Origin of the sequence: Streptomyces sp. NPDC086766 (assembly GCF_044746005.1) — a bacterium.
Taxonomy (GTDB): domain Bacteria; phylum Actinomycetota; class Actinomycetes; order Streptomycetales; family Streptomycetaceae; genus Streptomyces.
Genome location: NZ_JBIVBI010000013.1, coordinates 133,287 through 147,019, shown reverse-complemented (window position 1 = coordinate 147,019; position 13,733 = coordinate 133,287). Strand labels below are relative to the sequence as shown.

At 72.1% G+C, this 13,733-nt stretch carries 12 protein-coding genes and 1 tRNA gene; 3 read left to right on the top strand and 10 right to left on the bottom strand.

What is annotated here, in order from left to right:
- Window positions 1–44: 44 nt before the first annotated feature.
- The 8 genes from ACIPM1_RS23725 to ACIPM1_RS23690 all read right to left on the bottom strand — a co-directional run bounded on the left by ACIPM1_RS23725 (window position 45) and on the right by ACIPM1_RS23690 (window position 6,552).
- Window positions 45–743, bottom strand: a complete 699-nt coding sequence (locus tag ACIPM1_RS23725) for an LPXTG cell wall anchor domain-containing protein (RefSeq protein WP_402437704.1) — start codon at window positions 741–743, stop codon at window positions 45–47.
- Between the two features lie 135 nt (window positions 744–878).
- Window positions 879–1,382: a hypothetical protein gene (locus ACIPM1_RS23720; protein WP_402437702.1), complete on the bottom strand. Its 504-nt coding sequence runs from the start codon at window positions 1,380–1,382 to the stop codon at window positions 879–881.
- Between the two features lie 42 nt (window positions 1,383–1,424).
- Window positions 1,425–2,027, bottom strand: coding sequence for an aminoacyl-tRNA hydrolase (pth, locus tag ACIPM1_RS23715; protein ID WP_402437701.1), 603 nt, complete (start codon window positions 2,025–2,027; stop codon window positions 1,425–1,427).
- Window positions 2,028–2,097: 70 nt separating this feature from the next.
- Complete coding sequence (locus ACIPM1_RS23710) at window positions 2,098–2,709, bottom strand: 50S ribosomal protein L25/general stress protein Ctc (protein WP_402437699.1); 612 nt, start codon at window positions 2,707–2,709, stop codon at window positions 2,098–2,100.
- A 218-nt stretch (window positions 2,710–2,927) separates the two neighbouring features.
- Window positions 2,928–3,902: a ribose-phosphate diphosphokinase gene (locus ACIPM1_RS23705; protein ID WP_402437697.1), complete on the bottom strand. Its 975-nt coding sequence runs from the start codon at window positions 3,900–3,902 to the stop codon at window positions 2,928–2,930.
- Window positions 3,903–4,038: 136 nt separating this feature from the next.
- Window positions 4,039–5,487 (bottom strand): bifunctional UDP-N-acetylglucosamine diphosphorylase/glucosamine-1-phosphate N-acetyltransferase GlmU, encoded by a 1,449-nt coding sequence (gene glmU, locus ACIPM1_RS23700; protein WP_402437695.1) that lies wholly within the window; start codon window positions 5,485–5,487, stop codon window positions 4,039–4,041.
- Window positions 5,488–5,602: 115 nt separating this feature from the next.
- Window positions 5,603–5,673: transfer RNA gene (locus ACIPM1_RS23695), tRNA-Gln, on the bottom strand.
- 6 nt (window positions 5,674–5,679) lie between these two features.
- Window positions 5,680–6,552: a hypothetical protein gene (locus tag ACIPM1_RS23690; RefSeq protein ID WP_402437693.1), complete on the bottom strand. Its 873-nt coding sequence runs from the start codon at window positions 6,550–6,552 to the stop codon at window positions 5,680–5,682.
- A gap of 166 nt (window positions 6,553–6,718) precedes the next feature.
- On the opposite strand from ACIPM1_RS23690, the gene ACIPM1_RS23685 reads away from it, so the two are divergent.
- Entirely contained in the window at window positions 6,719–8,035 is a 1,317-nt protein-coding gene (locus ACIPM1_RS23685) for a sensor histidine kinase (RefSeq protein WP_402437692.1), read from the top strand.
- 108 nt (window positions 8,036–8,143) lie between these two features.
- Here the strand turns inward: ACIPM1_RS23685 and ACIPM1_RS23680 are convergent, their stop codons facing one another.
- Window positions 8,144–8,638, bottom strand: coding sequence for an SUKH-3 domain-containing protein (locus ACIPM1_RS23680; RefSeq protein WP_356188003.1), 495 nt, complete (start codon window positions 8,636–8,638; stop codon window positions 8,144–8,146).
- A gap of 101 nt (window positions 8,639–8,739) precedes the next feature.
- Window positions 8,740–9,264 (bottom strand): YwqJ-related putative deaminase, encoded by a 525-nt coding sequence (locus ACIPM1_RS23675; protein ID WP_402437690.1) that lies wholly within the window; start codon window positions 9,262–9,264, stop codon window positions 8,740–8,742.
- Window positions 9,265–9,548: 284 nt separating this feature from the next.
- Here ACIPM1_RS23675 and ACIPM1_RS23670 point away from each other — a divergent pair, with 284 nt between their 5' ends.
- A complete protein-coding gene (locus tag ACIPM1_RS23670; RefSeq protein WP_356187999.1) occupies window positions 9,549–10,547 on the top strand; it encodes an SMI1/KNR4 family protein in 999 nt (332 codons plus the stop codon).
- A gap of 8 nt (window positions 10,548–10,555) precedes the next feature.
- Entirely contained in the window at window positions 10,556–13,552 is a 2,997-nt protein-coding gene (locus ACIPM1_RS23665) for an SUKH-4 family immunity protein (RefSeq protein WP_402437687.1), read from the top strand.
- The last annotated feature ends 181 nt before the right edge of the window (window positions 13,553–13,733 follow it).

Genomic DNA, 13,733 nt, shown 5'->3' with positions numbered 1-13,733 from the left:
CCCCGCTCCGCACGGAGCGGGGGCCTTCGCCCTACACGGGCCCGTCAGCCCCGGCGGACCGCCCGCCGCCGGAACACCAGATAACCGCCCGCCGCCAGCAGCGCGGCCGCCGCGGCCGACAGCGCCCCCACCGGAGCGCCGGCGCCGGTCTCGGCCAGATCGCCCGCGCCGCCCTGAGGCGACGGCGACGACGACACGGCCGCCCCCGCACCGGCGGACGCCGACGGCGAGGCCGCGGAACCGGCCGGCACCGAGGCGCCCGCCGACACCGACGCGCCCACCGAGACGGAAGCGCCCACCGAGACGGACGCCGACGGCTCGCCCGATGCCGCGCAGTCCGTCCAGAACACCTTCTGCTTCGCGGCACCCTTCTCGCCGCCGAAGTTCCAGAACAGCTTGTAGTGCCCGTCCGGCAGCGACAGGTCCTGCGTGCGGCCGTGGCCCTCGGCGTCCAGCGTGATGGCCCCGGACTTCACGGTCTCACCCTTGGCCGCGGCCGTCGGAGCCCACGCCTCGATGTGCCAGGCCACCTGCTGCCCACCGTCGAAGCCGAAGGCGTCGAGGTAGAAGGAGCACACGTGCGGCTCGTTGCGGCGCGCCTCGGCGCCGGTCGCCGCGTCGTGGATCTTCACGGTGCCGTTGTCACCGGGGGGCGAGGCGGGAGCGGCGTGAGCGGCCGGAACGGCCACGACCGCCGCGCAGACGCCGGCGGTCAGCGCGCCGGCGCGAATCAGGGTACGCATGGAGAAGTCCCTCTTCGGGAAGCGAAAGGAAGGTGTGGAGGGGGCGGTTCAGCTTCCACTCGCCACTGACCATCGGTCAATCACAAACCGGGAACGCTTGGAACCCGCACACACGTGGAGGTCGCCCCCACGGGGTCAAAGCGCCACGAACGCCGCCGTCAGCAGCGCGACCCCCGTCCCCGCCAGCGCCCACGCCACCCGCGTCCGCCGCAGCCCGCCCGCCACCACGACCGACGCCAGCAGCAGCGCCCCGCCCAGCGGCACCCAGGCGTACAGCACCCCCGCCGGACCCGAGCGCACCACCTCGTCCGTCCCCGGCTTCACGATCACCGCGTACGTCCCGCCCTTGCGCACCGTCACCGTCTGCGTGATCACGACCCGGCCCCGCGGCGTCGAACCCGGCGACACTGGCGTGTACCGACCACTGCACGCGCCCTCGCCGCAGCGCACCACCGTGACCGTGCCGTGCTCCCGCCCCTTGGTCAGCATCACATGCTGCGCGGTCCCCCACGACGCCCACACACCCGCGATCAGGATCAACGCCGCGACCGTGCCCATCGCCGCGACCCGACCGAGCCGGAGCGCGGCGGACGAGGCCTGACGGGAGCGGGTGACGGTGGCGGGCATGGCCGGGATCATTGGCCATACCGTCGCACCCGGTCAACTCACAAGGCCGACAAGTCAGGAGTTGTACGAGCTCTGCGCCCGCTCCAGCCCCTCCGACACCAGACACTCCACCGCGTCCGCCGCCCGGTCCACGAAGTAGTCCAGCTCCTTGCGCTCCGCCGACGAGAAGTCCTTCAGCACGAAGTCCGCCACCTGCATCCGGCCCGGCGGACGCCCGATCCCGAACCGCACCCGGTGATAGTCCGCACCCATCGCCTTCGTCATCGACTTCAGACCGTTGTGCCCGTTGTCGCCGCCCCCCAGCTTCAACCGCAGCGTGCCGTAGTCGATGTCCAACTCGTCGTGCACCGCCACGACGTTCGCCACCGGCACCTTGTAGAAGTCCCGCAGCGCGTTCACCGGACCGCCCGACAGGTTCATGAACGACATCGGCTTCGCCAGCACCACCCGCCGGCCCGCCGGCCCCGGCGGCCCGATCCGGCCCTCCACCACCTGCGCCTGCGCCTTCTGCGCCCGCTTGAACCTCCCCCCGATCCGCTCGGCCAGCAGATCCACCACCATGAACCCGACGTTGTGCCGGTTCATGGCGTACTCCGGCCCCGGATTGCCGAGGCCGACGATCAGCCACGGGACATTGGCGGGAGTGGTCACGTCCACATCTCCTCGATACGCGCCAGCCGCTGCCCCCGACGGGAACAGCGGCTGACAGAAACGACGACGGCCGGGCTCAGGCCTCGGCGCCGGCCTCTTCGCCCTCGGCGGCGGCCTCTTCGGCCTCACCCTCCGGGGCCTCCTCGATCTGGGCCTGCAGGACCTGCAGCACCACGGCGTCCTCGTCCACGGCCAGGGTCACACCGCTGGGCAGCTTGATGTCCTTGGCGTGAACCGAGGCACCGGCCTCCAGACCCTCCACGGACACCGTCACCTGCTCCGGGATGTGCGTGGCCTCGGCCTCGACCGGCAGCGCGGCCAGCACGTGCTCCAGCAGGTTGCCACCCGGGGCCAGCTCGCCCTCGGCCTGCACCGGGATCTCGACCGTGACCTTCTCGCCGCGCTTGACCAGCAGCAGGTCCACGTGCTCCAGGAAGCCCTTCAGCGGGTCACGCTGCACGGACTTCGGGATCGCCAGCTCGCTCGTCTTGCCGTCGATGTCCAGGGAGATCAGGACGTTCGGCGTACGCAGCGCCAGCAGCAGCTCGTGGCCCGGCAGCGTCAGGTGCAGCGGGTCCGAGCCGTGCCCGTACAGCACACCCGGAACCTTGTCGTCACGACGGATACGGCGCGCGGCACCCTTGCCGAACTCGGTGCGCGTCGCGGCGGAGATCTTCACCTCGGACATGCTCTTCACTCCTCGCAGAAATTAAGGGGACTGGTCACCCGGCCACACGAACGGCCTGCTACGAAGAGCGCGTCGATAACGGATCACCGCATCCGCCGGAACAACGGAAACGGCCTCCCTCGCCGAGCAACTGGAGCAGTCTACTCGGCAAAGGAGGCCGAACCCAAAACGATCTACAGCGACCGACGGCGATCAGTCACGCCCCACCACAGCGACCGTCACTGCTCGTCGAACAGGCTCGTCACCGAACCGTCCTCGAACACCTCACGCACCGCACTCGCGATCGTCGGCGCGATCGACAGCACCGTGATCTTGTCCAGCTCCAGCTCACCCGGCGTCGGCAGCGTGTTCGTGAACACGAACTCGCTCACCTTCGAATTCTTCAACCGGTCCGCCGCCGGACCCGACAGCACACCGTGCGTCGCCGTCACGATCACGTCCTCCGCACCATGCGCGAACAACGCGTCCGCGGCCGCGCAGATCGTGCCACCGGTGTCGATCATGTCGTCCACCAGCACACAGATACGGCCCTTCACATCACCCACGACCTCATGCACCGTGACCTGGTTCGCCACGTCCTTGTCCCGGCGCTTGTGCACGATCGCCAGCGGCGCGCCCAGCCGGTCGCACCAGCGGTCCGCCACCCGCACCCGGCCGGCGTCCGGAGACACCACCGTCAGCTTCGAACGGTCCACCTTGTGACCCACATAGTCCGCCAGCAGCGGCAGCGCGAACAGATGATCCACCGGACCGTCGAAGAACCCCTGGATCTGATCCGTGTGCAGATCCACCGCGAGAATCCGGTCCGCACCCGCCGTCTTCATCAGATCGGCGATCAGACGCGCCGAGATCGGTTCACGCCCCCGGTGCTTCTTGTCCTGCCGCGCGTAACCGTAGAACGGCACGATCACCGTGATGGAGCGGGCCGAGGCGCGCTTCAACGCGTCGATCATGATCAACTGCTCCATGATCCACTTGTTGATGGGCGCCGTGTGGCTCTGGATCAGGAAACAGTCCGCGCCACGCGCCGACTCCTGATACCGCACATAGATCTCACCGTTGGCGAAGTCGAAGGCCTTCGTCGGGACGACCCCGATACCCAGCTCGTGAGCGATTTCCTCGGCAAGCTCGGGGTGGGCGCGGCCGGAGAAGAACATCAACTTCTTCTCGCCGGTCGTCTTGATCCCGGTCACAGCACTGTCTCCTCAGAGGTATTCACAGCCGGATGTCGAGAAGCCTCGTCAGCTGTCTGCGCGAAGCCGTCTCAGCTGGTGGGGTGCGGGTGGTGCACTTATCACGGTACGCCGTCCCAGACGTGCGTGATTCCCCTCAGGCTTCGCCCTCCGGCTCCCGGGACGCCGCCTCGGCCGCCTTCGCCGCCGCGCTCCCGGGCCGCTTACGAGCCACCCAGCCCTCGATATTCCTTTGCTGACCACGGGCCACGGCCAGCGAACCCGGCGGCACGTCCCGCGTGATCACCGACCCCGCGGCGGTGTACGCACCGTCCCCGATCGTGACAGGAGCCACAAACATGTTGTCCGAACCGGTACGGCAGTGCGACCCCACCGTGGTGTGGTGCTTGTCCTGCCCGTCGTAGTTCACGAACACGCTCGCGGCACCGATGTTCGAGTACTCGCCGATCGTCGCGTCACCGACGTACGACAGATGCGGCACCTTCGTGCCCTCGCCGATCGACGCGTTCTTCGTCTCGACGTACGTCCCGACCTTCGACTTCAGCCCCAGCCGCGTACCCGGACGCAGATACGCGAACGGCCCCACCGAAGCCTCCGCGCCGATCACCGCACCGTCCGAGACCGTGTTGTCCACCCGCGCCCCCCGGCCCACGCGCGTGTTCGTCAGCCGGCTGTTCGGCCCCACCACACAGCCCTCACCGAGCTGCGTCGACCCGTGCAGCTGCGTCCCCGGCAGCACCGTCACGTCCTGCTCGAACGCCACCGTCACATCCACCCACGTGGTCGCCGGATCCACGACGGTGACACCCGCCAGCATCGCCTCCGTCAGCAGCCGGTCGTTGAGCGTCCGGCGCGCCTCGGCGAGCTGCACCCGGTTGTTGATCCCCGCGATCTCCCGGTGGTCCTCCGCCACCGAGGCGCCCACCCGGTGCCCGGCCTCCCGCAGGATGCCGAGGACGTCCGTCAGGTACTCCTCGCCCTGGCTGTTGTCCGTCCGCACCTTGCCCAGCGCGTCGGCCAGCAGCCGCCCGTCGAACGCGAACACCCCGGAGTTGATCTCCCGGATCGCCCGCTGCGACTCCGTCGCGTCCTTGTGCTCCACGATCGCCGTCACGGCCCCCGAGGCCCCGTCGCGGACGATCCGGCCGTAGCCGGTCGCGTCCGGCACCTCGGCCGTCAGCACGGTGACGGCGTTGCCGTCCTCGGCGTGGGTCGCGGTCAGGCTCTGGAGAGTCCTGCCGGTCAGCAGCGGGGTGTCCCCGCAGACGACCACGACGGTCCCGTCCACGGACCCGCCGAGCTCCTCCAGCCCCATCCGTACGGCGTGCCCGGTGCCCTTCTGCTTCTCCTGCACCGCGGTACGCGCCTGAGGGTCGACCTCGGCGAGATGCGCGGTGACCTTCTCCCGGGCGTGCCCGACCACCACGACGAGGTGCTCGGGCTTCAACTCGCGGGCGGAGGCCAGCACATGGCCGACCAGGGAGCGGCCGCAGATCTCGTGCAGGACCTTGGGCGTGGCCGACTTCATACGGGTGCCCTCACCCGCTGCGAGAACGACGACGGCTGCCGGGCGAATGGAGCTCACGGGATGCCCTTCGGCTTTTGGGTGGGGTGGACATCCGCAGGATACCGGGGTGGTTCCGGGGGGAGACGAGAGCGGGTCCTGACCTACTGAGGTCAGGACCCGAACCGAGCATCTGCTCCCGGGGGAGGACTCGAACCCCCATGATCAGAACCAAAATCTGACGTCTTGCCCTTAGACGACCCGGGATTACCGCTATGTCCGATTTGATAGATCGGCCGCGGGGGCAGCCCCTACTATGCCGTACCACCAGCCTTCGATGCGACGGTACAGCTCAGCGCTTCGCCGCACGGTGACCACGAGGCAACCGCGGTAGTCGTCGCCCGTGTTCTTCCGCACGGTCTGGGGGTTGTGTCGTTTCAGGGTGGTCTTGCCGAAGGCGTCGAGGTCCGCGCCGACGACTCCTGCCCAGTAGGTCCTGGCCGCGTCCGCGTCGGCCGATTCGTGGATCATCAGCCGGTACGCGATCTGCTCCCGGTCGACCTCGAGCAGGTCGAGCCAGGCCAGGAACAGGCGGATCATGTCAGGGTCGCTGTTGACGAAGGCGACACGCTCGCGCCGAGCGTGGGGCTTGTCCTTGGTGCCCTCTGCCCAGTACAGGGCGACACCCGCGATGAAGAGCTCGCGGCGGGACAGCTCGCCGATTTCCCGGGCTGCGGCCGCCTTGGTCCGCTGCCGCTGCGCGTCCCGGACGGCCAGCTCGTGCTCCCACCTCTTCCGCGCCGCAAGCTTCGCCTGCTCGGACGGGTCGCGACGCTCCGGCTTCGGCAGGTCCCGCACCCACAGGGAGATCGAGCTCTTCGAACAGCCCAGCTCCACCTGGATCCGGTCGTAGGTCCAGCCCTGGAGGCGGAGCTCGCGGGCCTTGTCGCGCAGGTCGTCCTTCGCGTTCGGGCGCTTCGTCCACTCCGGAGGGGGCTCGCCCTGCAGGAGGCGGTTGAGGATGTCGTTGTTGTCGACGTGCAGCCGGTCGCGGATCTGGCGTCGGCTGAGGCCGGCCCGCCGCAGCGCCACCGCCTGTGTTCGCAGCTCCTCGAAGTCCGCGTACTTGCTGTGTGAATGTGCCATGGGCATACCGTCCGGCCGGAATGGAAGGTTCCGGGGGTGAACAGGGCTGGTTCAGCAGTTCGAGGGATATCGGATGGTTTTGCTGTTATTCGATTACGGAGTGTGGTGTGGGGCGGTAGCGGAAACTCGCCGGAAAAGCCGGGGGGCGCGCCCGTAGGCTGGAGCCATGACCACGACGGGGGAAGACCGCGCGGCGGCCGTGACCGGGCCGTGGTGGTGGGCGCGGTGGCGCAGTGCGGCGCTGGACGGGGGTCTCGCGCTGGTGTCCGCTCTGGAGTGCGGGGCGGAGGGGATCCCGTTCGCGCGGGACGCGGGGATCCCGGTGTCGGCGGGGATCGTGTTCGGTCTGGTGGCCGGGTCCGTGCTGCTGGTCCGGCGGCGGTGGCCGATCGCCGTCGTGCTCGTGTCGATCGCCGTCACGCCGGCCCAGATGGGTTTCCTGATGGGCATCGTCGGCCTGTACACGCTGGCGGCGTGCGAGTTGCCGCGCCGGGTCATCGCGGCGCTGGCCGGGATGTCGCTGCTGGGCACGATGATCGTGACGTTCGTGCGGGCGCGGCAGGACGTGGCGCGGGGGGATCTGACCCTCGGGGACTGGTTCGTGCCGTTCGCCGCCGTCACCACCTCGCTGGGGCTGACGGCTCCTCCTGTCTTGCTCGGGCTGTACGTCGGTGCGCGGCGCCGGCTGATGGAGAGTCTGCGGGAGCGGGCGGACAGCCTGGAGCGGGAGTTGCAGCTGCTGGCGGAGCGGGCCGAGGAGCGGGCCGAGTGGGCGCGTGGTGAGGAGCGGACGCGGATCGCGCGGGAGATGCACGACGTGGTGGCCCATCGGGTGAGTCTGATGGTGGTGCACGCGGCGGCGTTGCAGGCGGTGGCGCGCAAGGACCCGGACAAGGCGGTGAAGAACGCCGCGCTGGTGGGGGACATGGGGCGGCAGGCGTTGACCGAGTTGCGGGAGATGCTCGGGGTGCTGCGCAGTGGTGAGGGGCGGGGGCGGCGGGAGCCGGCCGCGGTGCCGCTCGTCGCGGTGGGTGTCGCGGCGGCTGTGGCGGCGTCCTGTGGTGCGGGTGAGGAGCCGGGTGCCGAGGGGCCGTGGTTGTCGGAGCTGGACGAGTTGATCGGGCAGTCGGCGGCGGCGGGGATGGTGGTGAACCTGTCGGTGGAGGGGGAGTCGCGGTCGTATGCGGCGGAGGTGGAGCAGACCGCGTACCGGGTGGTGCAGGAGGCGTTGACGAACGTCCACAAGCACGCGGCGGGGGCGAAGACGCAGGTGCGGTTGGCGCACCGGGTGTCGGAGATCGCGATGCAGGTGGAGAACGAGCCGCCGCCGGAGCCGGGGTCGGCGTCGGCCGCGCGGCTGCCGTCCGGGGGGAACGGTCTGCTCGGGATGAAGGAGCGGGTGGCGGCGCTGGGCGGGGTGTTCGTGTCGGGGCCGACGGATGCGGGGGGTTTCCGGGTGTCGGCGGTGATTCCGGCGTCGTAGGGCCGGGTCGTGGTGCTTCTGGGGCCGCCGGGGTGCGGTTTCGGTGCGTGGCCCGGGGTGCGGTTCGGGTGTGGCCGGCGGTGGGGCTTCGGTGTGCGGTGGCGGGGTTCAGCCTGCGGTCAGGCGGGTGGGTTCGGTGCCGGAGACGAGGGCGGTGAGGGCCTGGTCGATGTCGGGGCCGAGGTACCAGTCGCCGGTGTGGTCGAGGGCGTAGACGCGGCCTTCGGTGTCGATGGCGAGGAGGGACTGCGTCTCGGTCTCGGTGCCGAGGGGGCAGACCTCGCTGTCCAGGGCGCGGCCGAGGTCGCCGAGGGTGCGGGCCAGGTGGAGGCCGTGCAGGGGGTCGAGGTGGAGGGCGGCGGGGGCGATCTGGCGGCCGGGTCCGGTGGGGGTGATGTGGAGGCCGCCGAATTCGGCCCAGGCCTCGACGGCGGCCGGGAAGACGGTGTGGCGGTGTCCGGCGGGGGAGGTGTGGTCGCGCAGGGTGTCGGCCCAGATCTCGGCCTGTTTTATGTCCCAGCGTCCGGGTTGCCAGCCGGCGGCGCGCAGGGCGGCGTCGACGGGTACGGCGAAGCGGGTGGTTGAGGTGCGGTCGGTGTGCATCTGCCCTATGTTCGCCCGTTCTTGCCTGTGTGTGCCTGTGCGTCGGTGGAACTGCGCGTATGTTCGTTTGCTCGTCGTGGTTCGCCTGGGGGTTGCGGGTGTCAGCTGTCGGCGGTCGCGGGGTCGACGATGCGGACGCCGAAGTGGGCGCTGAGCGCGGTGCAGGCCCGGCAGGGGGTGGCGAAGCTGCCGTGCAGGGGGTCGCCGGCCTCGCGGATGCGGCGGGTGGTGAGTTTGGCCTGCTTGAGTGCTTTGCGGGCTTCGCCGTTGGTCATGGGTTTGCGTGCGGCGCGTTTGCTGCGGGCCGCGTCGGCGCTCGTGATGTGCCGGGAGATGAGGATGGTCTCCGCGCAGCGGCCGGTGAAGCGGTCGCGCTGGGCGCTGGTGAGGGTGTCGAGGAAGTCCTGGACGAGCGGGTGGAGCGCGGGAGGCTGGTCGCCGCGGGCGGCGGTGCCGGTGAGGGTGGCGCCGCGGACGGAGAGGGCGGCGGCGACGGTGGGGAGTATGCCGTCGCGGCGGTGCCGCAGGGCGGGCGCGTGGGCGGTTTCGGCGCTGCTCCAGCCGATCCGCGGGTCGCCGGATGCGCTGGTGTGCGGTCCCGTCTGCGTCGCGTTCATGATCATCATCCCCTCCCGAGCATCCCCCGGAAAAAGACAGACTGCCAAATGCCTTGGCTGGTGCGGAAGCTGGGGCGGTGCGACACGCCCGGGGCGGGTCGGTCCGTCACGCGGGGGTGACGGCTGGTCACGGAGGTGGAGGCCCGGTGACCGGTGAAGCGGTACCGCATAGGCTGTCGGCACCGCGATCGGTGCGGTCAACGCGTTGGAGAAGTAGTCGATACGGGCAGTGGTGGGCCGGCGCAGGAGCCGGCGGCCGCGGGCCGTACAGAGTGCCGCAGGGGGCAACCGCCATGACGACAGGTCGGCTCGGGCAGCAAGCCGCGCCGCCGAACGCGGCCTATGCAGGGCAGGTCGTGCACTTCCCGGATCCGGTCCGGGCCGCCCGCCACCCCAGGGGGGTGCGGATGGACGAGCGCGGTTATCCCGACTTCTCGCCGTACGCGCGGGCGGCGGCGGAGATCGCGGAGCCGCCGGAGGGCTTCGGTGTCGACGAGCTGCGGCTGACGGACTATGTGTCGGCGAACGCGGCGCTGGCCGCGACGGGTCACGAGTTGTGGGACACCGTGCCGGATGTGGCGACGCCGCACGGCTGGACGTGGCACCACGTGCCGGGCGGCCGCCGGCTGGAGCTGGTGCCGGTCGAGGTGAAGGCGTTGCTGCGGCACCACGGCGGGATCGCGACCGCGAACGTGGACCAGACGAAGCGGGGCACGCGGCCGTTGCAGGAGACGCGTCCGGCGCACTTCGGGCTGCCGAAGTCGGGCGTGGCGGTCTCCGAGCAGGCGGTGCAGGGGGTCGAGGAGGACCTGGGGTACCGGCTGCCGGGCCCGTACCGCTCGTTCCTGAAGGCGGCGGGCGGTTGCGCGCCGGTCGGGACGGCGCTGGACGCGGAGTTGGGGCTGCTGGTCGACCAGCCGTTCTTCACGGTGCGTGAGGAGGCGGCGGTCAACGACCTGGTGTACGTGAACAAGTGTCTGCGCGACCATCTGACGAAGGACTATCTGGGGGTCGCGTTCGTGCAGGGCGGGCTGCTCGCGGTGAAGGTGCGGGGCGAGCGGCAGGGTTCGGTGTGGTTCTGCGCGTACGACGACGCGCGTGACGTGGATCCGTCGTGGTCGCCCGCGGAGCGGGTGGAGCGGCTGCTGCTGCCGTGCGCTGCGGACTTCGACGCGTTCCTGTCCCGGCTGGCGGGTTCTCCGCCGGAGTTGGAGACGGTGGCGAATCTGATGGTGGACGGCGGTTTCGCGCGGGTCGTGCCCGTCTCTTCCGTGTCGTCGGTGGGGGAGTGAGCTGAGCGATGGTGACCTTCGCGCAGGCGCAGGAGCGCGCCGAGGAGTGGATCAACGGGGATGTGCCCTCGTACCAGCACCGTGAGGTGCGGGTGCGGGAGTTCGAGCTCGGTTTCGTGGTGTGGGCCGAGGACCGTGCGGACGGGCCGCGTTCGGACGGGGGCGCGCAGCGGCTGGTGATCGCGCGGGACAGCGGGGAGGCGACGCTGTGGCCGTCGCTGCCGGTGGGTGAGGTGATCCGCCGGTACGAGGAGGAGTACGGTCGTCCGGACGCGCCCGCCGAGCCGGCGCCGGCGGCTCCGGCGCGGGTGGATCTGAATCAGACGTCGTTCCTGCTGAGTCCGCCGGAGTGGTTGCAGGAGGCGGCGGACAAGCTGGGGATTCCTGACCGGAGGTCCGGGGCCGGGACCGCGTCCGGGACGGGAGCCGGAGCCGGGGCCGGTAGCGGTGCCGGGCCGGCTTCTGGTGCCGGGGTCGCTTCGGGGCCGGCGGCCGGTGCCGGTGTCGGTTCCGGCGCGGTTTCGGGGGCGGCCGGGAGCGGGGCGCTGCCCGAGACGCAGGCCGGGGTGCCGACCGGTTCCCCCGCGTCGAGCGGTGCGGCGTGGCCGGCCGCCGGTGGAGGAGCGGACGACGCAGGTGCGCCGTCCGGGACCGGTGCGGGTGCGGGTGCGCCGGAGGCTCCGGCGGGGGCCACGCCCTGGGCGGGTACGGACACCAACGCCGATGCGGGGGAGGACCGTTCCGTGCCGCTGCCCGCGACCGTGTTCGCGCCGCAGGTGAGTGACTCCGGCGACGACGCCTCGCCGCCCTCCTCCGTGCCGGACGCGAAGACGGCGCTGATGGCCGGTGGCAGCCGGCTTCCGCGTACGGCCATGGCGCCGGCGCTCGACGACCCGGCCGCACAGCACGCACCGGGCGCACCGGGTGGGCCGGACGCGTCCCAGGGCGGTACGCCGCCTCCGCCGTCCGGCGCTCCGATTCCGCCTCCGGGCGGTCCGCAGGGCACGCCCCCGCCTCCGCCGCCCGGCGCGCCCTCGTACGGGTATCCGCAGGGGCCGGGCGGGGCCGCGGCCGCGCCGCCGGCTCCGGGCGGTCCGGCCGGTCCCGGGCGCCCGCTCGCGCCGAACGCCGGGGACATCGCCGACGCCGCGACCAGCAAGGCGGCGCCTCCGCCGCGCCGCGGCCACGGTGGCGGGTCGGCGCCGCCTCCGCCGCCGGGTGCGCCGGGTGCGCCGGGTGCGCGGCCGGGCGGGGCGCCCGCGCCGGCCACGCCTCCGCCGCCGGGTGCCCCCGCGGGCGGGTACGTGCGGACCCAGCTCGTGTCGTCGCTCGGTCCCGACGGCCCCGAGGGCGCCGCCGGTCCGGGCACGCCTCCGCCGCCCGGTGCCCCGCAGCCGCCGGGTGCTCCGGGTGTTCCCGGCGCGCCGAACACGCCTGGTGGTACGCCTCCGGGCGGGGTCCACCACGCGGCCACGATGCTGGCCGATCCCGGTCAGCTCGGCGGTGCGCCGCAACCTCCGGCGCCGCCCGGCCCGCCCGGTGCTCCGGGCCCGCAGGGTGCCCCCGGCGCTCCCCATGACCCGCAGCCGCCCGGCCCGCCCGGCGTCCCCGGTGCCCCGCAGCCGCCCGGTGGTCCGGGTGCTCCGGGTGTTCCCGGCGCGCCGAACACGCCTGGTGGTACGCCTCCGGGTGGGGTCCACCACGCGGCCACGATGCTGGCCGATCCCAGCCGGCGCGGCGGTGCGCCGCAGCCTCCGGGCCCGCCCGGCCCGCCCGGCGCCCCCGGTGCTCCGGGCGCGCCCGGGATGCCGCCGGGTGCCCCGCAGCCGCCCGGTGCGATGCCTCCCCCCGGCGCGATGCCTCCGCCCCCTGGCGCGATGCCTCCGCCTGGTGCGATGCCTCCGCCTGGTGCGATGCCCCCGCCGGGACAGCCCATGCCGGGCCGGCCGCCCGTGCCGGGTCAGGCCATGCCCGGTCAGCCGCCCGTCCCCGGTCAGCAGCCTCCGGCGTACGGCTATCCGCAGCAGGGGCAGCCGATCGTCGGCCCCGGCTATCAGGCCGTGCTGCGCTACCGCGCGCAGGACGGGTCGGAGCAGCAGCTGATCCGGCGGTCCGCGCCGGGAACGCCGCACCCGGAGTGGCAGATCTTCCACGAGCTGCGCGCCATGAACGTGCCGCCGAACCAGGTGCTGGAGCTGCACACCGAGCTGGAGTCGTGCGAGCTGCCCGGCGCCTACTGCGCGCGGATGATCCGCGAGCAGTGGCCGCAGGCGCGCATCGCGTCGATCGCGCCGTACGGCACGGACCACGCGAGCCGGCAGCAGGGGATGCAGCAACTGCTTGCGCACCAGGGTGAGTTGCACCAGGTCGCCGACGGTCCGGCGCGGCCGGGGCCGGTGCGCGCGCCGCTGCCGCCGGTGCAGCCCGCGCCGCCGGTTCCGCCGGAGGCGATCGGGCACGAGCTGGCCGGTGCCTTCGGGCCGGGGGTGTTCCGGTTCGAGCAGGCGGCGGTCTCCCGGCAGGGTGTGCCGCCGATCGTCGCGCACACGCTGGTGGCGGCCGGTCTGCCGGTGGACATGGGCCCGTTCTTCTGGGCGCAGGCCCAGCCGGGCCGTCCGGTGCCGACGCTGGCGGAGCTGGCGGCCGAGCGCGGGGTGCAGCCGGCGCCGGACGCGGGTTCGTACCTGGTCATGGGCAGCGACTTCGGCCGGGCGATCTGTGTGCAGTACGGCACGGCGAACATCGTCGCGGTGCCCGTGGAGGCGGGGCCGGGCGGTACGTCCGTACCGCCGCAGTTCGTGAACACGGGTCTGCCGGAGTTCGCGCGCTGCCTGGCGCTGCTCGGGCGGATGTGGCGGCTGCGGTACGGGCTGAACCAGGAGCAGGCGGGCCGCTGGACCGTCGACTTCCAGGCCCAGCTCGCCGCTCTGGACCCGGCGGCGCTGGGGTCGCCGGAGAGCTGGTGGTCGGTGCTGCTGGAGCAGATGTGGGACGGGTTGCTGTGACCCGCTGAGGCGGGTACGAAGGGGCCGGGCCCGGTCGAGCGACCGGGCCCCGCCCCTTTTTGTTCGTTGCGCCTCCGCTCCCGCCCGTATCCGGCATCACCCCTTGCCCGGAGTGTCGCGTTATGAACATTTACGCCCGATACCTCAAGATGTGCGCGACGTCGGCTGGCGGCGTCCGTGC